We start from the raw sequence: 18449 nt of genomic DNA, 5'->3' as shown, positions 1-18449 counted from the left end.
TCCTCGGCCTCGAGGGCGGCGGTGAAACTGGATTGCTCCAGCGAGGCGTCGAACGAGCGCTTGCTGACGCGCAGCGCGTCCGGTGCGGCCTTCAGCATCTCCCGCGCCATCGTCTCGGCGTGACTGTCCAGGTCGTCCTCGCCGGTGACCGCCGAGACCAGGCCCGACGACAGGGCGTCCGCCGCGCGGATCGGGCGGTTGGTCAGCAGCGTCTCCCGCGCCTTCGACAGCCCGATCATCCGCTGCAACCGCCAGGCGACGCCGAGTTCGGTCCCCGAGAGCCCGATGGCGATGAAGGCCGGGTAGAAGGCCGCGCTCTCGCTGGCCACGATCACGTCGCAGGCCAGCGCCATCGCCATGCCGCCGCCGGCCGCCGCGCCGCGCACCGCGGCGATCAGCGGCTGCGGGCAGGCGCGCATGGCGCCCATCAGATCGCGCAGCACCCAGTCGCCGCGCGGTCCGTCCTGGAGCGCGTCGGGCTGCCCCATCGCCTTCAGGTCGGCGCCGGCGCTGAACCCGCGGCCCGCGCCACGCAGGATCACGACGCGGACGTCGCGGTTCCGCCGCAGGCCCTCGAAGTGCGCCAGCAGGCCCTCGGCCATCGGCTGGTTCAGCGCGTTCAGCCGGTCGGGCCGGCTCATGGTGACCCGCTGCAGGCCCTCGCCCAGATCTTCGACCGCAAGGGTGTCCATGGCGCCTCTCCCGTGTTCCTGGGCCGACCATGTCGCCGCGCGCCGCCCGCGGCAACGGCGCCGTCGCGTCAGCAACGCGGCGCGTCGAAATTCGGGTGGCGTGGCATTCCACGTTCTGCCAAGTCGGACGCATGACCGACGTCGCCGAGTTCGCCCACATCATCCCACCGCAGCAGGCGCGCTCGCAGCGGTTCCTGATGAAGGTGCTGGAGGCGGCCGAGACGATCCTGCGGCGCGATGGCGTCGAAGGGCTGACCATGCCGGCGGTCGCTCAGGAGGCCGGCGTCTCGGTAGGCGGCATCTACCGCCGGTTCGAGACCAAGCAGGACCTGCTGCGCGCCATCAAGGACCGGTTCCTCACCCGCGCCGAGCAGTCGGTGGCCGACGCCCTGGACGGGCGGCTGAAGAGCCTCGACGACGTCGTGACGAACTTCATCGACACCCTCCTGAAGGGCGGCCCCGGCGCCGACCTCTTCGGCCTGATGGTCGAGAGCAAGACCAACGACCCGTCCATGCGCGACCGCGGGAACGCGACGGCCAGCCGCCTGCGTGACTCGCTGGCCACCGCGCTGGAACCGCACCGCGCCGAGATCGCCCACGACGATCCGGACGCGGCCATCGACTGGGCTGTGTTCATCCTGATCTCGGCGATCATGCGCCGCCTGCGCGGCCATGCCAGCCCGGCGGCGGCGCTCTCCTGGTCCGCCATGCGCCGCGAGTTGGCGCGGATGGTGATCGCCTACCTGAAGACGGCCGCCTGAGACGATCCCCACCCGAGGGAATTCCGCTCGCCCGGTTGGGGAATCCGCGTGCGGCCAAGCTTGGCTTGAGCGAGATCAAGGCGACGGCGCCGTGGGGGAGGTCCCGTATTCGGACAACCTGGGGAACTCATCATGTTGAAGTGGAAGAGTGCGCTCGTGGGCGCGAGCCTCGCGATCCTGGCCGCCGGCGCGGCCCAAGCCGGCGTGACGCCGTATGACGCCCCCGGCGTCGCCCTGTCTCCGGCGTTCGGCCCGCTGGCCTCGGGCGGCGAGCTCGGCGCCAACTACATCGATTTCGGCATCGACTTCACCTACGGCGGGGTCGAGGGCTACTTCGATGACGGCGACATCTATGAATTCGGCGGCGTGAACTCGGGCAACGACGTCGACCTTCTGTCGCCGGTCGACGGCCGCATCGTGCAGCTCGGCACGCTGCTCCAGGGCTTCACCAACTACTTCTACGCCGAGGCCGGCTACGCCGACTTCGGGTCGCTGACGCTGGATCTGTTCGACGTCAACGGCGACCTCATCACCTCGGTCCTGAACGGCGCGCCGCTCGGACCCCACGGCCGCAGCACCTTCGAGGTCCACGCCAACGGGATCGCGGCGTTCCGCATCTCGGGGAACGACACCTTCGGCGTGGCCGAAATCCGCATCGCGCCGGAAGGCGCGGGCGTGCCCGAGCCCTCGACCTGGGCGTTGATGATCGCCGGCTTCGGCGCGGCCGGCGCCATGCTGCGCCGCCGCCGTTCGGCGCTGGCCTGATCGCGATCCAGGGCCTCCGACGGTTCGCTTGAACCGTCGAAGGCCCGAGATCTCTGCTTGGGAACAATCGGCTTCCCGACCTCGACCAACCCGAGCGCCGAGGGCCTAGCTCGTCGGGGCGCGGCGGTCCGCCCAGCAGGCGTGCGTGCCTGACGAGATCCGGTGCGGCAGGATGATCCGGCAGACCGGGCCGGCCCCGATGTCGGCCGCGTCGACCACCACGCACTCCGAGCGGTTCTCGACCATGTCGGTGACGAAGCTCACCAGATAGCCGTCGTCCTCGGCCGTGGCGCCCACGCGCGGGGCGAACGGCGCCTCCGAGCCATAGCGGCCCTCGCCGAACGGGAGGCTCCAGGAACGACCGCTCTCCAGGTCGTGCTTCACGATCCCCGTGAACAGGAACCAGCCCGGCTTGGCGGTCGTGGAATAGGCGTAGCGGCCCTTCGCGCCCGCGATTCCCTGGTTGAACGTGCCGAACTCGAGGATGCGGTCGTCGAGCGGACCCTCCTTCGTCTCGCCGGTCTTCAGGTTGAAGCGCCAGCGCCAGAGCTTCGGCTTCATCGAGTGCTCGTCGAGATAGGCCATCATCTGGCCCAGCCGCCCGAAGCCCTCCAGCGGCGGCGGCGCGGGGTCTTCCTGGAAGTAGCCGTCGAGGACGACCTCGTCGCCCTCCTCGTAGGCGTTCAGCCAGTGCAGCACGTAGCAGGGCCGGGCCTCGAACCAGCGGATATCCTCGGGCCCGCCGTAGCGCGGGATCAGAGCGAAGCGGCTCGGCATGTCCGGGTGGAACCGCGCCGCATGGATGCCGCGGGGCAGCAGGTCTTCCTGCCAGAACAGGGGCAGGTCGTTCAGGATCGACCAGTTGCGCGTGAACGCCATGTCGTGCGGCAGCCGCGGCCCGGGCAGCGGGATCGGCACGTAGTGCTTCAGCCGGTTGTCGGGCCCCACCACGCCATAGTGCATGTAGGGCGGCGTCTTCGAATAGTTGAAGAACAGGAGTTCGCCGCTCGCCTCGTCCACCTTCGGATGCGCCGAGATGCCGTCGGGCGGGACCCAGCCCTCGACGCCCAGGTCGGCCAGGGTCTCCGGATCGAGCCGGTAGCCCTCTCCGCACTGGTAGAAGGTCGAGAGGATCCGGCCCGCGTGGACCACGACGTCGGTGGAGGACGAGTCCTTCAGGCCGCCCTGCGCGCCCCAGCCGGGCCGCTTCGACTTGCTCGGATGCTCGGCCAGCCCGGCCCAGAGCGCCTCGCGGGCCTCCGCCTCCGCGGCGAAGCCCTTCGTGCGGACGAAGCGGTTGCGGTAGCTGGCCTTGCCGTCCTGGAAGCCGACCGCGTGGATCATCCCGTCGCCGTCGAACGGGTGGTAGAGGCCGATCGGGTGATGCACCGGGTTCTCGGTGTTGCGCAGGTAGATGCCGTCCAGGTCCTTCGGAATCTCGCCGATCACCGGCATGTCGGTGGCGTCCCATTCCTCGTGCGTCGGGGTCCAGGCGCCGGTCATGTAGGGGTGGTCGACGTCGGGACGGATCGTCGAGGCGACGCGGTTCACGAGGGTGGCCGGCATGGGTTCGCTCCGGGTTCGCCCCGAGGTTCCCACCGCCGGCGCGGCCACGCAACGACCGCGGCGGCGCCGCGACTCAGGCGTCGTGCGGCCGCAGCGTGTGCGCGACGTGGAACGAGCCGGAGTGGCTGAGGACGATCCAGTCGCCGGTGTGCGCGACCACGGGTCCCTCGGGCGTCAGCACCTGGACGGCGGCCGCCTCGGCGACCGAGCGGGCCTCGTCGCCCAGCCACTGCCAGAGCACCGCCCAGTTCTTCCGATCGTGCGCCGGGGGAACCCGAAGCGCCGCTCCATGGTCGAAGGGGGGGTGCAGTTGGATGACGCGCATGGCCCTTGGGAATCACGACTCTTCGGACCCGCAGTTCCGCGGTGTTTCGGTTACCAAGACCTTGACCGCCGCCGACGGTCGCAGCGGTCGCCCATTTGACCCCCTGGTTGAACGGTGATCGCCTGAGGGCTGAAAAAGCTTTGCAGTTCCAACACAAAGGCTTTTAGTCGCAACTTGGGCTTGCGGTGTCGGACGGGGACACTGCTCAAGGGAAGGGGAATAGAATGGCGGAGGTGTCTACCAAGGCGCCGGATCCGATGGACATCGCGCTCGGGGCCGCGGTGCGTATCCGCCGGCGGACGATCGGGATGTCGCAGGAGGCGCTGGCCGAGCAGTGCGGGGTCAGCTTCCAGCAGATCCAGAAGTACGAGAACGGCGCGAACCGCATCTCGTTCTCGCGCCTCGTGCAGATCGCGCGGGCGCTGCGCTGCCGCGTGACCGACCTGATGGATGTGTTCGACGGCGCCGACAAGGAGACCGCCGAGGATCTCGACCTCCTCACCCGGATGCGCACGCCGGGCGCGCTCGAACTGCTGACCGCGTTCGAGAAGCTGCAGCCGGAAGTTCGCGGCTCGCTGGTGAACCTGGTCCGGACCCTGACGGCCCAGCAGGCCATCGCCGAGAAGCAGTCCATCCACGCCTGAGCGCCTCCCCTCCCCCTCGTGGGGAGGATTTGCGTTCACCCTCCGGCCAGCGCCTTCTCGACCACCGCGCGGGGTTCCGCCGCCGACCAGTCCGCGTCGCCGGCGACGCGGGCCGCCTCATGGCCGTCCCGGCCGTAGATCACGGTGGTCGGGAAGCCAGGCGCGTCGACCTTGAACGGCAGCTTCATGTCGCGGTCGTGGTAGAACTTCAGCGGGGCGTTCTGGCTGATGAACAGGCGCGCCTGGGTGGCCTTCTCGGCGCTGTCGATCGACACCACCACCACCTCCACGCCCTTGCCTTCGTAGTCCCTGGCAAGCTTGGCGAGCGTGGGCATCTCGATCTTGCAGGGGCCGCACCAGGTGGCCCAGACGTTCAGCACCACGACCTTGCCCCTGAAGTCTGCGAGCTTCACCGGCTTGCCGGCCTCGTCGTAGAAGGCGTAGTCCGGCGCGGGCGTCGGGGTCTCGGGCGTCGAGAGCTTGCTGGCGAACGCAGCGGCCTGCTGGGCGGCCGGCTTCGGCGCCGGCGCGCTCGGCGCGGTCGGCGCCGTGTTGTTTGAAGCCTGAGCGATGATGTAGACAACCGCCGCGACGCCAAAGACGGCGGCGCCCCCGAGGGCCCAGGTCAGGAGCCCGCCCTTGGGCTTCCCAGCATCCGGCGTCGGACTTTCGCTCATATGACCTCGTCATCCTCAGGCCCGCCCAAGCGCGCGACCCCGGCGGGGCAGGCGATGTGGGGCGGAAGGTTCACGGCGAAACCCGCCGAGCTGATGCAGGCGATCAACGTCTCCATCGGCTTCGACAGGCGCCTGGCGGCGCAGGACCTCGCCGGCTCCCGCGCGCACGCCGCGATGTTGCGCAAGGCCGGCGTGATTACAAGCCAGGACGAAGCGGCCATCCAGGGCGGGCTCGACACGATCGAGGGCGAGATCGCCGCCGGGACGTTCCCGTTCCGCGAGGAATTCGAGGACATCCACATGAACGTGGAGGCCCGGCTGCGCGAGCTGATCGGGCCGGCGGCCGGGCGGCTGCACACGGCGCGCTCGCGCAACGACCAGGTGGCGCTCGACTTCCGCATGTGGGTCCGCGACGCTTGCGACCGCACCATCGGCCAGCTCAAGGCGCTGCAGGCGGCGCTGGTCGCCCAGGCCGAGGCGCACGCCGACACCCTGATGCCCGGCTTCACCCACCTGCAGCCGGCCCAGCCCGTCACCTTCGGCCACCACCTGATGGCCTATGTCGAGATGTTCGGCCGCGACGCCGGCCGCTTCGCCGACGCCCGGCGGCGCATGAACGAAAGCCCCCTCGGCGCCGCGGCGCTGGCGGGATCGCCCTTCCCCATCGACCGCGAGATGACGGCGAAGGCGCTCGGCTTCGACCGGCCGACCGCCAACTCGCTGGACAGCGTCTCGGACCGCGACTTCGCGCTGGAGTCGCTGGCCGCGGCGACGCTCTGCGGCGTCCACCTTTCGCGGCTAGCCGAGGAGATCGTGATCTGGACGACGCCGCAGTTCGGCTTCATCCGGCTCTCCGACGCCTTCACCACCGGCAGCTCGATCATGCCGCAGAAGAAGAACCCCGACGCCGCCGAGCTGGTGCGCGCCAAGGTCGGGCGGCTGATGGGCTCGTTCACCCAGCTCAGCATCGTCATGAAGGGCCTGCCGCTCGCCTATTCGAAGGACATGCAGGAGGACAAGGTCCCCACGTTCGAGGCCTTCGACGCCCTGGAGCTCAGTCTGCTGGCCATGGCCGGCATGGTGGCCGACCTGGAGCCGGTGGCGCCGCGCATGGCGCAGGCGGCCGGCGCGGGCTTCTCCACCGCCACCGACCTCGCCGACTGGCTGGTGCGCACGCTGGACCTGCCGTTCCGAGACGCCCACCACGTCACGGGCGCGGCGGTGAAAAAGGCCGAGGAGCTGGGCTGCGACCTCTCGGAACTGCCGCTCAGCGAACTGCAGGCGCTGTCGCAGGGCATCGGCCCCGACGTCTACGAGGTGCTGACGCCGCGGGCATCCGCGGCCAGCCGGAAGAGTTATGGTGGCACCGCGCCGGATCAGGTCCGCGCGCAGATCAAGCGTTGGAAGGACATCCTGGCATGACCCCCCGCACACTCATTCTGGCGAGCGCGCTGCTGCTGGCGGCCGGCCTCGCGGGCTGCGGCAAGGTGGGCCAGTTGGAGCGGCCCGGCCCGCTGTTCGGCGCCGAGCGCAACACCACCAAGGACGCCGACGACGCGCAGCGCCAGCAGGACCCGTCGCGCCCCGTCGACACCGTCGACCCGCGCGACCGCTCGACCGACCCGGCCCCCCCGCGCACCCTGCCGATCCCGGGCACCAGCAGCGGCCCCGGCGGCGTCGCCCCGCCGTCGGCGCTCCCCGACCCCTATTCCAATCCGCGCTGATGAATCACTTCGAGCTTCTGCCGAGCGCAGACGGGGAGGGCGAGCTCGCGTGTGAAGGCGTTCCGCTGAGCCGCATCGCCGCGGCCGTGGGCACGCCGGTCTACGTCTACTCGTCGGCGACGCTGGAACGGCACTACACCGTGCTGCGCGACGCCCTGGTCGGCGCGGGCCTGAAGGACCCGCTGATCGCGTTCGCGGTGAAGGCGAACTCCAACGTCGCGGTGCTGCGGACGCTGGCGGCGCTGGGCGCTGGAGCCGACGTGGTGTCCGAGGGCGAGGTGCGTCGCGCGCTGGCGGCCGGCGTACCGCCCGGGCGGATCGTCTTCTCCGGCGTCGGCAAGACCGAGGCCGAGGTCGAGTTCGCCGTCCGGACGGGGGTGGCCGAGATCAACGTCGAGTCCGAGCCCGAGCTGCACCTGATCAACCGCGTCGCCCAGCGGCTGGGCCTGCGCCAGCCGGTCGCCATCCGCGTCAATCCCGACGTCTCGGCGGGGGGCCACGCCAAGATCGCCACCGGCAAGTCCGAGAACAAGTTCGGCGTCAGCTTCTCCGAGGCCGAGCGGCTCTACGCCAACGCCGCCAACATGGCGGGCGTGCGCCCCATCGGCGTGGCCTGTCACATCGGCAGCCAGATCACCGACCTCGCGCCGATGGAGGCGGCCTTCACGAAGATGCGCGGCCTCGTCGAGCGCATCCGTGGCGAGGGCCTGCCCCTGGAGCGCCTGGACCTCGGCGGCGGCCTGGGGGCGCCCTACTTCAACTCGCCCACGCCGCCGTCGCCCGACGACTATGCGGCGATGATCGCGCGGGCGACGAAGGGCCTCGACGTGCAGTTCGCCTTCGAGCCCGGCCGGATGATCGCCGCCAACGCCGGCGTCCTGCTCGCCCGCGTCGTCCACGTCCACGAGCGCCCCGAAGGCCGCAGGTTCCTGGTGCTGGACGCGGCGATGAACGATCTGATCCGCCCGGCCATGTACGACGCCTTCCACGATATCCGCCCGGTGAAGCCCCGCGCGGGCGAAGCGGCGACCTACGACGTGGTCGGCCCGGTCTGCGAGACCGGCGACACCTTCACCCGCGACCGCGCCCTGTCACCGCTGGAAGGCGGCGACCTGGTGGCGTTCATGAGCGCCGGCGCCTACGGCGCAGCCATGGCCAGCGAGTACAACTCGCGCCTGCTGGTCCCGGAGGTGCTGGTGAAGGGCGACCGATTCGCCGTGGTCCGCCCGCGGCCGACCTACGACGACATGCTGGCCCGGGAGGCCGCCGCCCCGTGGCAGAGCTGAGCCGCCGCACCGCGATCCTCACGGCCGCCGCGGCCGCGGCCCTGCCCGCGCCGGCGCTGGCCAGGGCCCGCTGGGACCGCGACGGGCTCGGCGCCGTCCGCGCCGAGGCCAGGGCGCTGGAGGTGAAGGGGCTGGTCGTTCTCTCGGGCGGCAAGACGGTCGTGTCCGACGGCGACGTGACGGCGGCAGACCGCATCGCCTCCTGCCGCAAGTCGTTCCTGTCGGCGCTCTACGGCATGGCGGTGCGCGACTCCCGCATCGACCTCGACCTGACCCTGAAGGACGTCGGCATCGACGACTACCAGCCGCTGACGCCGGTGGAGCTCAAGGCCACGGTCCGCGACCTTTTGCAGGCCCGCTCGGGCGTCTACATCCCCTCGTCGGCCGAGACGCCGGCCATGAAGGCCGCGCGGCCGGCCCGCGGCAGCCATCCCCCAGGAACCTTCTGGTACTACAACAACTGGGATTTCAACGTCCTGGCCGAGATCTACCAGCGCCTGACCGGCCTCTCGTTCTTCACGGCGTTCGAACACTATCTCGCCCGGCCGCTGGGCTTCCAGGACTACGACCCGCTGAAGCACGGCCGCTTCGCCTACGATGCGAACGCGCCGCGGTTCGCGGCCTACAACCTGTGGCTCTCGGCGCGCGACATGGCGAAGTTCGGCCAGCTCTTCCTGCAGGAGGGCCGCTGGCAGGGCCGCGAGATCGTGCCGCAGGCCTGGGTGGCCGAGAGTACGCGGGTGGTCTCGCGCGCCGGCGGCTCGGGCATTCTGAGCGGCTATGGCTACATGTGGTGGGCCGACGCCGATCCGGCGGCCAGCGGCCTGCCGCCCGGAAGCTATGCCGCCGCCGGCAACGGCGGGCGCTACATCGCCGTCATGCCGGCCATCGACACCGTGGTGGCCATCCAGTCCTGGGAGCGCGAGGGTCAGCCGCAGGCGAAGCTCTACACCCAGGCCGGCGCACTGGACGGCCTGCTGAAGCGGCTGGTCGCCGCGCGCCGGCTCTAGACTACCCGCCACCGGCGAATGACGCTCTCCTGTCAGGTGAGTCCGCGTTTTCGCGCGGACGACCCGTGCGAAGCTGGTTCCCCACGCATGGAGTCACGCATGACCTCGAAGCTCTTCGCCGCCGCCGTCGCCACGGCCGCCCTCGCCGCCGCCTCGCAGGCCGGCGCGGTGACGGTGAACTGGGCCGACTGGACGGCGCAGACCTCGGGCACGCACGTCGACGGGACCATCACGGTCGGCTCCGACATGGTCGACGTCGACTACGACGGCGCCATCTACTTCACCCAGACGAACGGCGGCACGGACTTCTGGTTGGACACCGGCTACACCCAGGGCGTCGTGAACCGCCCGACGGGCACGGACCTGATCGCCCTCGACGGCGGCGGCCTGAAGACCATCACGTTCAGCCAGGCGGTGGTGAACCCGTACCTCGCCTTCACGAGCTGGAACAACAACACCGTCAACTTCAGCGCGCCCTTCACGATCGTGAGCCAGGGCTGCGGATACTGGGGTTGCGGCACGTTCTCGCCGAACATCACCAACACCGGCTTCTTCGGCTCGGGCGAGGTCCACGGCGTCCTGCAGTTCCAGGGCACGTTCACGTCGCTGACCTTCACCGACTCGAGCGAGCTGTGGCACGGCTTCACCGTCGGCATCGGCGGCGTCTCGACGGGCGTGCCCGAGCCGGCGACCTGGGGCCTGATGATCCTCGGCTTCGGCGCGGCGGGCGCCATGCTCCGCAGCCGCCGGCGCGCGGTGGCTGCGTAAGACGAATCCACATTCAGGCGGCCTGAGTTTCGATCTCCCTTCCTCCTCGACAGAGGAAGGGGTCTCCACCGGGCGACGGCGGGGCGTTGATGTGGGCTGGAGCCTATCGGGCGCCTATGACCCTCGAACAGCCGGCTCCTGTCTCTAAGCGACCACCGCCACCATGCCCGCCGTCCGCGCCCGAACCTCAGGCGAGGCCAGGCATGTCGTGACCGCTTCGTATCCGGCGGACCCCGGATAGGGCGCTACACGCATCGGCAGGCCGTGATTGGCCGGGCAGTAGACGATGGCCTCGTCCACGCCGACGGCGCTCAGGTCCAAGATCGCGGTGGACCGCGTCTGCAGGATCAGAGGCGGGCCCCCAGGGCCGCGCCGCCGCAGGTGGGCGATGAGGGCTTCCTGCGTAGCTTCGTCCAGCTTGTCCTCGATGAGATCAATGACGATCGCCGAAGCGGCGCCTTGCGCCAGTCCGGCGATCAGCCGACGCAGCGGCTCACTGTCCACCGCCCCGTCGGCGACCAGGGTGGCAATAGTTATTCCATCGGCTCGCGCCGGATCCGCCGGTCGGTCCAGGCCGAGAAACACGGCGCCCGGGATGACCTTGGCCAGACGCCGGCATAGCCGCGTCTTCCCGCTGCCCAGGGGGCCGGTCACGTAGGTCAGCGCCGGCAGGCCCCGCAGCTCGAAGCGCTCGCCACCCCACGGCCACGGGAGGTCGAACACTACATCCAGCCCGGGCGTGGGCCGCGTGAGCGACGCCAGTTCACGCAAGCTGGGCGCCTCTCCCCCGGTCAGCCGCCGACGCAGGCCCCGAACCGTCTCCACCGCGCCCGAAAGGACGCCCAGTCGCGCCTCCAGCGCGGACTGGTGCGCCGCCAAGGCCGGTTCCAGCCCCTCCGCGTGGCCTTTCAGAACCCGAGCCACCTGGGCGAGGCTGAATCCGAGTCCCCGCAGTGCGGCGATCTCGCCCGCGACCTCCATCTCGGCAGACCCGTAGACGCGCCAACCGGCGGCGGTCCGAAGCGGCGTCAGGAGGCCGCGCGCCTCATAGAGCCTCAGCGCCTTCGGCGAGACTCCGAGTTGCCGGGCCGCATCGGCCGGGTTGAGGTACTCGTCGGTCATGACGTGCTCCTGATGATGACCGAAGCATCGATGGGAGCGGCCCCAGGGGCCGGGTCAAGCGCCTAGTCCATCGCCCCGATGTAGGGCAGGCCGCGCATCTGGCCGGCCACGTCCATGCCGTAGCCGACGAGGAAGCGGCCGGGGGCTTCCCAGGCCACGAAGTCGGGGGCGATGGCGCGTTCGGTGGGCCAGGGCTTGCGGGCGAAGACGGCGGTCAGCACCTCGCTCGCGCCCGAGTCGCGCACCAGTCGCGCGGCCTCCGAGAGCGACAGGCCCGTGTCGAACACGTCGTCCACCACCAGCGCCTTCCGGCCGGCGATCGGCCGTTGCAGGTCGGCGCGCACCTCGCAGCGTCCCGACGACTGGCGCTCGTCCTTGTAGGAGGCGAGCCACAGCGCGTCGAAGCGCACCATCCGGCCGTGGCGGGCCAGCGCGCGGGTCAGGTCGGAAGCAAACCACAGGCCGCCGGTCAGCAGGCAGACCACGACCGTCTCGTCGTCGATGCGCGGGGCGATCTCGCGGGCCAGCGCCTCCACCCGCGCCGTCACCTCGGTCTCGGAGATCAGGACGGCGGGCGGCTCACTCATGGTGCTCGGGATCTTTGGCGTCGGGGACCTTCTTCTCCGGCGCGTGCAGGGCGTCGGGGCTGTCGGGCGGCAGCGGCTGGGCCTCGACGGGGGCGGCGGCCGGCGCAGCGTGCTCGACCGGGGCCGAATGCTTCTCGCCGACGGTGCGGCCCGCGCCGGGATCGAAGGCGATCTGCAACTCGTGCGCGCCGGACGGCGGGTCGGGCAGGTTGACGGCGAAATAGCGCTTGGCGCCCGGCGGGATCTTGGCGTTCAGCGGCTCGGCGACCAGGCTCGAGAGCGGCTTGCCCGCCTTGTCCAGAAGGCTGATGCGGATCGGCGGCGCCATCGCCGGCGCGTCCGCGGTGGAGCGGATCGCGCCGGTCACGGCCAGCACGGGTCGCCCGGCCACGAACGTCTCCTTGGCCACCACGCCCTCGATGCCGAGTCCCAACGTGTTCACCGGCAGGCCGATCGCCGCGAACAGCGGCGCCGCGCCCGGGACCATGCCGGCGATCTGCCCGCGCAGCAGCACGGCCGCGCCGCCCGCGACGACGAGGCCGGCGACCACGGCCGTGGCGATCAGGGCGGCCTTCGAGCCCTTCGTCCCCGTCTGCGGCTTCGGCGCGGGCCTGCGCTTGCCCGCCACGGGTGCGGCGACGACCTCCAGGTCGTCCTCTACGGGCGGGGGCCCCGGCGCCGGCGGCTCGACGACGAGGTCGTCCTCACGCGACGCGGGCGCAGGTTCGGCGCCCTCCGGAAAGGCCCGCCATCGGGCGGCGCAATGGCTGCATTTCACCATCCGCCCGAGCTGTGGGATCTTCAGCTCGTCGACGAAATAGCTGGTGGCGCACTCTGGGCAGGTCAGTATCATGACGGGCGAATCGGAGGCTCCAGCACCCTCTAGTCCGAGGTCGCCGATTTCGGCCCACATGTCCAGAAACGCCAGCGACGCCGCCGACCCGACGTCCGACGAAATCCTCCGTTTCTCGAACGTCTCGATGCGCTACGGGCGTGGGCCCGAGGTGCTGAGCGACGTGTCGCTGTCGCTGCCGCGCGGCTCGTTCCACTTCGTCACCGGCCCCTCCGGCGCGGGCAAGAGCTCGCTGCTGAAGCTGATCTACCTCGCCGCGCGGCCCGCGGCCGGGTCGGTGCGGCTGTTCGGCGAGGACGTGACCGGCATGGCCCCGAAGGATCAGCCGAAGGTGCGCCGGCGCATCGGCGTGGTCTTCCAGGATCTGCTCCTGCTCGACCACCTGTCGGCCTTCGACAACACCGCACTGCCGCTGCGCATCGCCGGCCACAAGGCGTCGGAGTACCGCAACGACGTCGCCGAACTGCTGACCTGGGTCGGCCTGGGCCAGCGGATGCATGCGCTGCCGCCCACCCTGGCCGGCGGCGAGAAGCAGCGCCTGGCCATCGCCCGCGCCGTCGTGAACCGGCCCGAGATCCTGCTGGCCGACGAGCCCACGGGCAACGTCGACCACGACATGGCGCTGCGCATCTACCGCCTCTTCGTCGAGCTGAACCGGCTGGGCACGACCGTCATCATCGCCACCCACGACCAGGACCTCGTCGCCCGCTCGGCCCGCCCCGTCCTGCACCTCGACCGCGGCCGCCTGAGGCCCATGCCGCCGCAGGGGCCGGCGGAATGAGCCTGCTTCGCCAAGGTTTCGCAGGGCCGGGCCCTGACGCCCAAGCAGGCCTTGCCCTGCGAAGCTCCGTCAGGAGCAAAGCAGGATGAGCGAGCCGTTCGATCCGCAGAAGTGGAAGCCGGCGTCGTTCCTGCCGGAGGCGGAGGCGCGCGATCCGGCGCTGATCTTCGTCATCGGCGTGCTGTGCTTCCTGGCCTGCCTGATGGGCCTGGGCGTCATCGCCGGCGCCCGTGCGGCGCAGGGCTGGGCCAGCCAGTTGACCGGCGAGGCGACCGTGATCGTCCGCGCCCGCGGCGGCGAGACCCCCGACGCCGCCGCCGCCCGCGCCGCCGAGGCGCTGGCCTCGGTGGCCGGCGTGACCGAGGCCCGCGCGCTGGAGAAGGAGAAGGCCTACGCGCTGATCGAGCCGTGGCTGGGCGACGTCTCCGACCTCGACGACCTGCCCGTCCCGCGGCTGGTGGCTGTGGGCCTCGACGACCGGAAGCCGGCCACCGCCGAGACCCTCGACAAGGCGCTGAAGGCCCAGGGCATCGACGCCGTCGTCGACGACCACTCGGTCTGGATCAAGGACATCAAGCGCGCCGCCGGCGTCGTGCAGTGGACTGCCGCGGCGATCTTCCTGCTGATCGCCGGGGCCGCCGGCGCGGTGGTCGCATTCGCCACCCGCGCCGGGATCGCGGCGCGGCGCGACGTGGTCGAGGTGCTGCACCTCGCCGGGGCCGAGGACGCCCAGATCGCCAACCTGTTCGAGATGCGCTTCGCCCGCATCGCCGCCATCGCGGGAGCGGCGGGGGCCGGCGCGGCGGCGGCGCTGGGCGGCGTCCTGCGGCTGATGGGCGGCGAACAGGGGATCACGCCGGCGCTGCCGATCACCTGGATCGACCTGATCGCCGTGACGCCCTGCCCGATCTGGGCCGCGCTGGTCGCGGCGGTTGCCGCGCGCATCACCGCGCGGCGGCTGATACAACGGCTGTAATGAAGTCGATCGCCGCCTTCCTGGTCGTGGCGCTGATCTGGTTCTCGGGGCTCCTGGCCTATGCCGCCCGGGTCCAGCACTCGACGCCCGCGCGCGCGCCCCGGCCCGCCCAGGGCGTCGTGGCGCTGACCGGCGCGAACTCGGGCGAGCGGCTCTCGGCCGCCATGGGCCTGCTGGAGGACGGCTACGGCCGCCGCATGCTGGTCTCCGGCGTAGACCGCAAGGCCACCCGGGAAGACATCCGCAACGTCAGCCGCGCCGTGCGGCGGCTCTACGAGTGCTGCGTCGACCTGGGCTTCACCGCGGCCGACACGGTCGGCAACGCCCGCGAGACGCTCGCCTGGGCCCAGGCGATGCGCTACCGCGAACTGATCGTGGTGACCGCCGACTATCACATGCCGCGCGCGATGCTGGAGCTGAACGCCGTGCTCCGCGACACCGGCATCACCGCCCAGGCTTATGCCGTGCCGACCCGGCCGCTGAAGGCCCGCCACTGGTGGCGCAACCCCGCCGCCGCGCGCTTGATGGTGGTGGAATACTGCAAGTATCTGGCGGTGCTCGGCCGCGAGGCGGTGCTGGGGCTCGGCCCCCGCGACCCGCCGCCGGCGTCGGCGCCGCAGAAGGCCCAAACCCCTTGAGAGACCGCCCGTGACCGCCGTCCGCTCCCTGATCTACGTGGCGCTGTTCTACCTGTGGACCGCGGTGGTGGCCATCGGCTGCACGCCCCTGCTCTTCGGCCCGCGCAGGTGGACCTACCGCATGTTCCACGTCTGGGGCCGCGGCGTGACCGGAATGCTGGCGATCTGCGGCATCCGTGTCGAGGTGCGCGGCCGGCAGCACATCCCGACCGGCGCGGCGCTGGTCGCGCCTAAGCACCAGTGCATGCTGGACGTGTTCGCCCAGTTCATCTGGCTGCCGCAGTCGGCGTTCGTCATGAAGAAGGAGCTGGCCTGGATCCCCTGGTTCGCCTGGTACGGCCGGAAGGCCGGGGCCATCGTCATCGACCGCGAGGGCGGCTCCAAGACCATGCGCCAGGTGATCCGCGAGGGTGCGGAGCGCTTCAAGCGCGGCCAGCAGGTGGTGACCTTCCCGGAAGGTACGCGACAGGCCCCTGGCGCGCCGCCCGACTACAAGCCCGGGATCGCCGCGCTCTACCGCGAACTGGACGTGCCGGTGTACCCGGTCGCCACCAACGCCGGCGTCCACTGGCCCGCCCACGGCTTCATCCGCCGCCCCGGGACAATCGTCTTCGAGTACCTGGAGCCCATCCCGCCCGGCCTGAAGCGCGCCGAGTTCATGCGCGTGCTGGAAGAGCGCATCGAGACCAAGTCGAACGAGCTCCTGGCGCTGTAGCCGGGACCTCGGCGCATCGTCCCGCGGCCTGTTGTCCGGCCCGGAGAACGGGTGTTCAGGCCTCCCGCGCCTCGACCATCCCCAGGAGCTTCTCCATGCCCACGTCCCGCACCTGCATTTCGCGCAGGTGCTCGACGAGGTCGCGCAGGTAGTCGACGTTCCGGCCGGAGAGGCCGGCGGCGCCGGCGATCAGTTCGGCCTGGCGTTCGAGGCTGAGGGCGCCCGCCCACTGCGCGTGGCGCACGTCGCTCAGGAAGCACAGGGTCTCGACGCGCCGCCCGTCGTCGAGGCGCACGAAGCGGCGCGCCTCGATGTAGGTCTCGGTCGGCTGCTCGCGCTCCATCAGGTAGGCGTGGACCTGCGCCCAGTCGGCCTCGGCCACGCGGTATGCGGCGCCGCGGCACGCGCCGCCCGGCGCCAGGCCCAGCACCAGCCCCGGCCGCGCGTAGGTGCCCCGATGATGCACCGAATAGATGCAGAAGCTGCGCCGGCGTCCGTGTAGGGTGGCCCCCCGCCGCTCGGCGAACGGAAAGCCCGGACGCCACATCAGCGAACCGTAGCCGAAGACCCATCGTTCCGACGCCATCCCGCCCGCGAAGCCCCCTGGGCGAAGCCCACCTGCAAAGTCGAGTTGTCTGTGCCCGATCCCACCGCGCCCCGCAAACTGAGCCGCTGGCCGCTGTACATCGCCTTCGGGATCGCCTTCGCGGTGGTCATCGCCTGGAGCGCCGCGTGGGTCTGGGCCCGCGGCGAGGTCGAGAAGGGGCTCACGAACGGCGCGAAGACGATCAGGGACGCCGGCTACGAGCTCGCCTGGAAGGACCAGAAGATCGGCGGCTATCCCTTCCGCCTCGACGTGACGCTGACCGAACCGCGGATCCGCGACCGGTCGGGCTGGGCCCTGGAAGCGCCGCGGCTGGAGGCCGAGGCCTTCCTGCACGCGCCGACCCACTGGATCGTCGCCGCACCCGCGGGCCTCACCTTCGTGCGCCCGGTCGGCGGGCCGGTCGTCGTCGAGGGCAAACTGATCCGCGCCAGCCTCAGCCACTTCCGGAACACGCCCCCCAACTTCTCCTTCGAGGGCGTCGGCCTGACTTTTCGGCCGGCGGCCGGCGCGAACCCGTTCGGCCTCTCGGCGGCGGAGCGGATCGAGTTCCATCTGCGCGAGTCGCCCAAGAGCCTGGACGAGGGCGGCGTGTGGCTGAGCGTGAAGAACGGCAGGGCGCAGCTCGCCGGCCTGCTCGGCCGCATCGCCGGCGACAAGCCGATCTCCGTCGAGTGGGACGGCCGCCTGTCGAAGATGAGCGCCTTCCGGGGGGAGGACTGGCCGCGCGCGGTGCGCCGCTGGACCGAGGCCGGCGGCCGGATGAGCGTGAAGCGCGCGGGTCTCACAGCCGGCGACGCCCTGATCGGCGCCAACGCGGGGTCGCTGGGCGTCGATTCCGCCGGGCGGCTCGAGGGCTCGCTGGACGTGTCGCTGCGCCAGGCGCCGCGTGCGCTGGGGGCGATGGGCACGACCGGCGCGATCCCGAGGGAGACCGCCGACGCGGCAGCCGCCGTCGCCGGCGCCCGCGAGACCGGCGACCTGGCGCGCATGACGCTCTACTTCCAGGCTGGACAGACGACCCTGGGTCCGGTGGCCATCGCCAGGTCGCCGAAGGTGTACGAGGCGGGGCGGTAGCATCCCTCCGGAAAGTCTGTTCGAGTTTGTAGGTTGAGGCCGGTTCAGCCACTCTGTCCCCATGGCCACGCTCTACGAACGCTTCCTCCTGCCGAAGCTGCTGAAATGCGCCTGCTCGGCGCCGGCGATCACGAAGCAGCGGCAGAAGGTCGTGCCGAAGGCGCAGGGCCGCGTGCTCGAACTCGGCATCGGCATGGGCCTGAACCTGCCCTACTACGACGTCGACGCGGTCGAGAGCGTCACGGGCGTCGACCCGGCGCCGGAGCTGCGCAGGATCGCCGAGGCCGCGCCGCGCGATCCGCGGCTGAAGGTCCGGGTCGAGAACGGCACGGCCGAGGCGCTTCCCTTCGAGAACGGGACCTTCGACTGCGTGGTCTGCACCTTCACGCTCTGCTCTGTCCACACGCCGGCCCAGGCGCTCAGCGAAGCGCGCAGGGCCCTGAAGCCCGGCGGCCGGTTCCTCTACTGCGAGCACGGCCTGTCGCCCGACGAGGACGTCGCCAGGTGGCAGCGGCGGATCGAACCGGTGTGGAAGCGCCTCGCCGGGGGCTGTCACCTCACGCGGCCGGTGACCCGGGCGGTGGGGGACGCCGGCTTCCGTGTCGAGCGCTCGGACGCCATGTACCTGCCCCGCGCCCCCCGCTTTGCAGGCTGGAGCGAGTGGGGCGAGGCGGTGGCGGCCTAGGCGTCGCCGGTGAACGGCAGGGCGAACGCGCGGAAGCGGCTGGGCAGGCGGAGCGCGGCGCGGGTCGCATCGCGGACCGACTGATAATGTTGAGCAAGATCGGACGCATCGGTCCACGCAACCGGGGCGGCGCGGAGCAGGTACTCGAGCCCGTCCGGCTTGGTCCGGGCCACCAGAACTGAAGACACCATCG

The 18449-nt window shown here is 71.2% G+C and carries 23 protein-coding genes; 14 read left to right on the top strand and 9 right to left on the bottom strand.

The genetic code is table 11. The features are described from left to right. The coding region (locus JNL41_RS08690; protein ID WP_293474055.1) for an enoyl-CoA hydratase/isomerase family protein at window positions 1–692 on the bottom strand (692 nt) is incomplete at its 3' end. 131 nt (window positions 693–823) lie between these two features. On the opposite strand from JNL41_RS08690, the gene JNL41_RS08685 reads away from it, so the two are divergent. Together JNL41_RS08685 and JNL41_RS08680 are read left to right on the top strand one after the other, a co-directional pair. Beyond that, entirely contained in the window at window positions 824–1453 is a 630-nt protein-coding gene (locus JNL41_RS08685) for a TetR/AcrR family transcriptional regulator (protein ID WP_293474053.1), read from the top strand. 132 nt (window positions 1454–1585) lie between these two features. Then, window positions 1586–2218 carry a PEPxxWA-CTERM sorting domain-containing protein gene (locus JNL41_RS08680; protein WP_293474051.1) on the top strand — a complete coding sequence of 211 codons (633 nt, stop codon included), beginning with the start codon at window positions 1586–1588 and terminating at the stop codon, window positions 2216–2218. A gap of 105 nt (window positions 2219–2323) precedes the next feature. Here JNL41_RS08680 and JNL41_RS08675 read toward each other — a convergent pair whose 3' ends face one another. Beyond that, entirely contained in the window at window positions 2324–3784 is a 1461-nt protein-coding gene (locus JNL41_RS08675; RefSeq protein WP_293474049.1) for a carotenoid oxygenase family protein, read from the bottom strand. A 73-nt stretch (window positions 3785–3857) separates the two neighbouring features. After that, on the bottom strand, window positions 3858–4109 hold the full coding sequence (locus JNL41_RS08670) for a hypothetical protein (protein ID WP_293474047.1): 252 nt from the start codon (window positions 4107–4109) through the stop codon (window positions 3858–3860). A gap of 224 nt (window positions 4110–4333) precedes the next feature. Between JNL41_RS08670 and JNL41_RS08665 the strand changes: the two genes are divergently transcribed. Next, window positions 4334–4753 (top strand): helix-turn-helix transcriptional regulator, encoded by a 420-nt coding sequence (locus JNL41_RS08665; protein WP_293474045.1) that lies wholly within the window; start codon window positions 4334–4336, stop codon window positions 4751–4753. Between the two features lie 35 nt (window positions 4754–4788). On the opposite strand, the gene JNL41_RS08660 is transcribed toward JNL41_RS08665, so the two are convergent. After that, a complete protein-coding gene (locus JNL41_RS08660) occupies window positions 4789–5430 on the bottom strand; it encodes a TlpA disulfide reductase family protein (RefSeq protein WP_293474044.1) in 642 nt (213 codons plus the stop codon). On the opposite strand from JNL41_RS08660, the gene argH reads away from it, so the two are divergent. The 5 genes from argH to JNL41_RS08635 all read left to right on the top strand — a co-directional run bounded on the left by argH (window position 5431) and on the right by JNL41_RS08635 (window position 10218). After that, on the top strand, window positions 5431–6852 hold the full coding sequence (gene argH / locus JNL41_RS08655; RefSeq protein WP_293474043.1) for an argininosuccinate lyase: 1422 nt from the start codon (window positions 5431–5433) through the stop codon (window positions 6850–6852). It begins immediately after the preceding gene. Beyond that, complete coding sequence (locus JNL41_RS08650; RefSeq protein WP_293474042.1) at window positions 6849–7154, top strand: hypothetical protein; 306 nt, start codon at window positions 6849–6851, stop codon at window positions 7152–7154. The genes argH and JNL41_RS08650 overlap by 4 nt, the downstream gene beginning before the upstream one ends. Continuing rightward, window positions 7154–8440 (top strand): diaminopimelate decarboxylase, encoded by a 1287-nt coding sequence (gene lysA / locus JNL41_RS08645; RefSeq protein WP_293474040.1) that lies wholly within the window; start codon window positions 7154–7156, stop codon window positions 8438–8440. Before JNL41_RS08650 ends, lysA begins: the two co-directional genes overlap by 1 nt. Further along, a complete protein-coding gene (locus JNL41_RS08640; RefSeq protein ID WP_293474038.1) occupies window positions 8428–9450 on the top strand; it encodes a serine hydrolase in 1023 nt (340 codons plus the stop codon). Before lysA ends, JNL41_RS08640 begins: the two co-directional genes overlap by 13 nt. Window positions 9451–9549: 99 nt before the next feature. Then, window positions 9550–10218, top strand: coding sequence for a PEPxxWA-CTERM sorting domain-containing protein (locus JNL41_RS08635; protein WP_293474036.1), 669 nt, complete (start codon window positions 9550–9552; stop codon window positions 10216–10218). Between the two features lie 144 nt (window positions 10219–10362). On the opposite strand, the gene JNL41_RS08630 is transcribed toward JNL41_RS08635, so the two are convergent. The 3 genes from JNL41_RS08630 to JNL41_RS08620 all read right to left on the bottom strand — a co-directional run bounded on the left by JNL41_RS08630 (window position 10363) and on the right by JNL41_RS08620 (window position 12780). Continuing rightward, on the bottom strand, window positions 10363–11340 hold the full coding sequence (locus JNL41_RS08630; protein ID WP_293474034.1) for a MerR family transcriptional regulator: 978 nt from the start codon (window positions 11338–11340) through the stop codon (window positions 10363–10365). A 62-nt stretch (window positions 11341–11402) separates the two neighbouring features. Next, entirely contained in the window at window positions 11403–11927 is a 525-nt protein-coding gene (locus tag JNL41_RS08625; protein WP_293474032.1) for a phosphoribosyltransferase family protein, read from the bottom strand. Next, the gene (locus tag JNL41_RS08620; RefSeq protein WP_293474030.1) at window positions 11920–12780 is read right to left on the bottom strand and encodes a DUF3426 domain-containing protein; all 861 of its coding nucleotides are present in this window, start codon (window positions 12778–12780) and stop codon (window positions 11920–11922) included. Before JNL41_RS08620 ends, JNL41_RS08625 begins: the two co-directional genes overlap by 8 nt. A gap of 58 nt (window positions 12781–12838) precedes the next feature. Between JNL41_RS08620 and ftsE the strand changes: the two genes are divergently transcribed. From ftsE to JNL41_RS08600, 4 genes are all read left to right on the top strand, one after another. Next, entirely contained in the window at window positions 12839–13561 is a 723-nt protein-coding gene (ftsE, locus tag JNL41_RS08615) for a cell division ATP-binding protein FtsE (RefSeq protein WP_293474028.1), read from the top strand. Between the two features lie 85 nt (window positions 13562–13646). Next, window positions 13647–14537: an FtsX-like permease family protein gene (locus tag JNL41_RS08610; protein WP_293474026.1), complete on the top strand. Its 891-nt coding sequence runs from the start codon at window positions 13647–13649 to the stop codon at window positions 14535–14537. Beyond that, window positions 14537–15175, top strand: coding sequence for a YdcF family protein (locus JNL41_RS08605; protein WP_293474024.1), 639 nt, complete (start codon window positions 14537–14539; stop codon window positions 15173–15175). Before JNL41_RS08610 ends, JNL41_RS08605 begins: the two co-directional genes overlap by 1 nt. 10 nt (window positions 15176–15185) lie before the next feature. Next, window positions 15186–15890, top strand: a complete 705-nt coding sequence (locus tag JNL41_RS08600; protein WP_293474022.1) for a lysophospholipid acyltransferase family protein — start codon at window positions 15186–15188, stop codon at window positions 15888–15890. Between the two features lie 55 nt (window positions 15891–15945). On the opposite strand, the gene JNL41_RS08595 is transcribed toward JNL41_RS08600, so the two are convergent. Next, window positions 15946–16476, bottom strand: a complete 531-nt coding sequence (locus JNL41_RS08595; protein ID WP_293474020.1) for a gamma-glutamylcyclotransferase — start codon at window positions 16474–16476, stop codon at window positions 15946–15948. A 51-nt stretch (window positions 16477–16527) separates the two neighbouring features. Between JNL41_RS08595 and JNL41_RS08590 the strand changes: the two genes are divergently transcribed. Both JNL41_RS08590 and JNL41_RS08585 read left to right on the top strand, forming a co-directional pair. Beyond that, window positions 16528–17571 (top strand): DUF2125 domain-containing protein, encoded by a 1044-nt coding sequence (locus JNL41_RS08590; RefSeq protein ID WP_293474018.1) that lies wholly within the window; start codon window positions 16528–16530, stop codon window positions 17569–17571. Between the two features lie 61 nt (window positions 17572–17632). Continuing rightward, complete coding sequence (locus tag JNL41_RS08585; protein WP_293474016.1) at window positions 17633–18256, top strand: class I SAM-dependent methyltransferase; 624 nt, start codon at window positions 17633–17635, stop codon at window positions 18254–18256. On the opposite strand, the gene JNL41_RS08580 is transcribed toward JNL41_RS08585, so the two are convergent. Next, window positions 18253–18447, bottom strand: a complete 195-nt coding sequence (locus JNL41_RS08580) for a hypothetical protein (protein ID WP_293474014.1) — start codon at window positions 18445–18447, stop codon at window positions 18253–18255. The genes JNL41_RS08585 and JNL41_RS08580 overlap by 4 nt on opposite strands. Window positions 18448–18449 lie beyond the last annotated feature (2 nt).

The organism is Phenylobacterium sp., assembly GCF_016793285.1.
Classification (GTDB): Bacteria; Pseudomonadota; Alphaproteobacteria; order Caulobacterales; family Caulobacteraceae; genus Phenylobacterium.
The sequence above is the reverse complement of the archived record's forward strand: the minus strand, read 5'-3'. Positions and strand labels throughout refer to the sequence as shown.

Bases quoted from the DNA above. Each gene is read 5' to 3' on its own strand.
- JNL41_RS08625 (WP_293474032.1), bottom strand. From the start codon at position 11,927: ATGAGTGAGCCGCCCGCCGTCCTGATCTCCGAGACCGAGGTGACGGCG.
- JNL41_RS08650 (WP_293474042.1), top strand. From the start codon at position 6,849: ATGACCCCCCGCACACTCATTCTGGCGAGCGCGCTGCTGCTGGCGGCC.
- argH (WP_293474043.1), top strand. From the start codon at position 5,431: ATGACCTCGTCATCCTCAGGCCCGCCCAAGCGCGCGACCCCGGCGGGG.
- JNL41_RS08685 (WP_293474053.1), top strand. From the start codon at position 824: ATGACCGACGTCGCCGAGTTCGCCCACATCATCCCACCGCAGCAGGCG.
- ftsE (WP_293474028.1), top strand. From the start codon at position 12,839: ATGTCCAGAAACGCCAGCGACGCCGCCGACCCGACGTCCGACGAAATC.
- JNL41_RS08680 (WP_293474051.1), top strand. From the start codon at position 1,586: ATGTTGAAGTGGAAGAGTGCGCTCGTGGGCGCGAGCCTCGCGATCCTG.
- JNL41_RS08665 (WP_293474045.1), top strand. From the start codon at position 4,334: ATGGCGGAGGTGTCTACCAAGGCGCCGGATCCGATGGACATCGCGCTC.
- JNL41_RS08635 (WP_293474036.1), top strand. From the start codon at position 9,550: ATGACCTCGAAGCTCTTCGCCGCCGCCGTCGCCACGGCCGCCCTCGCC.
- JNL41_RS08605 (WP_293474024.1), top strand. From the start codon at position 14,537: ATGAAGTCGATCGCCGCCTTCCTGGTCGTGGCGCTGATCTGGTTCTCG.
- JNL41_RS08675 (WP_293474049.1), bottom strand. From the start codon at position 3,784: ATGCCGGCCACCCTCGTGAACCGCGTCGCCTCGACGATCCGTCCCGAC.
- JNL41_RS08595 (WP_293474020.1), bottom strand. From the start codon at position 16,476: ATGGCGTCGGAACGATGGGTCTTCGGCTACGGTTCGCTGATGTGGCGT.
- JNL41_RS08670 (WP_293474047.1), bottom strand. From the start codon at position 4,109: ATGCGCGTCATCCAACTGCACCCCCCCTTCGACCATGGAGCGGCGCTT.
- JNL41_RS08660 (WP_293474044.1), bottom strand. From the start codon at position 5,430: ATGAGCGAAAGTCCGACGCCGGATGCTGGGAAGCCCAAGGGCGGGCTC.
- JNL41_RS08630 (WP_293474034.1), bottom strand. From the start codon at position 11,340: ATGACCGACGAGTACCTCAACCCGGCCGATGCGGCCCGGCAACTCGGA.
- JNL41_RS08580 (WP_293474014.1), bottom strand. From the start codon at position 18,447: ATGGTGTCTTCAGTTCTGGTGGCCCGGACCAAGCCGGACGGGCTCGAG.
- JNL41_RS08620 (WP_293474030.1), bottom strand. From the start codon at position 12,780: ATGATACTGACCTGCCCAGAGTGCGCCACCAGCTATTTCGTCGACGAG.
- JNL41_RS08610 (WP_293474026.1), top strand. From the start codon at position 13,647: ATGAGCGAGCCGTTCGATCCGCAGAAGTGGAAGCCGGCGTCGTTCCTG.
- JNL41_RS08585 (WP_293474016.1), top strand. From the start codon at position 17,633: ATGGCCACGCTCTACGAACGCTTCCTCCTGCCGAAGCTGCTGAAATGC.
- lysA (WP_293474040.1), top strand. From the start codon at position 7,154: ATGAATCACTTCGAGCTTCTGCCGAGCGCAGACGGGGAGGGCGAGCTC.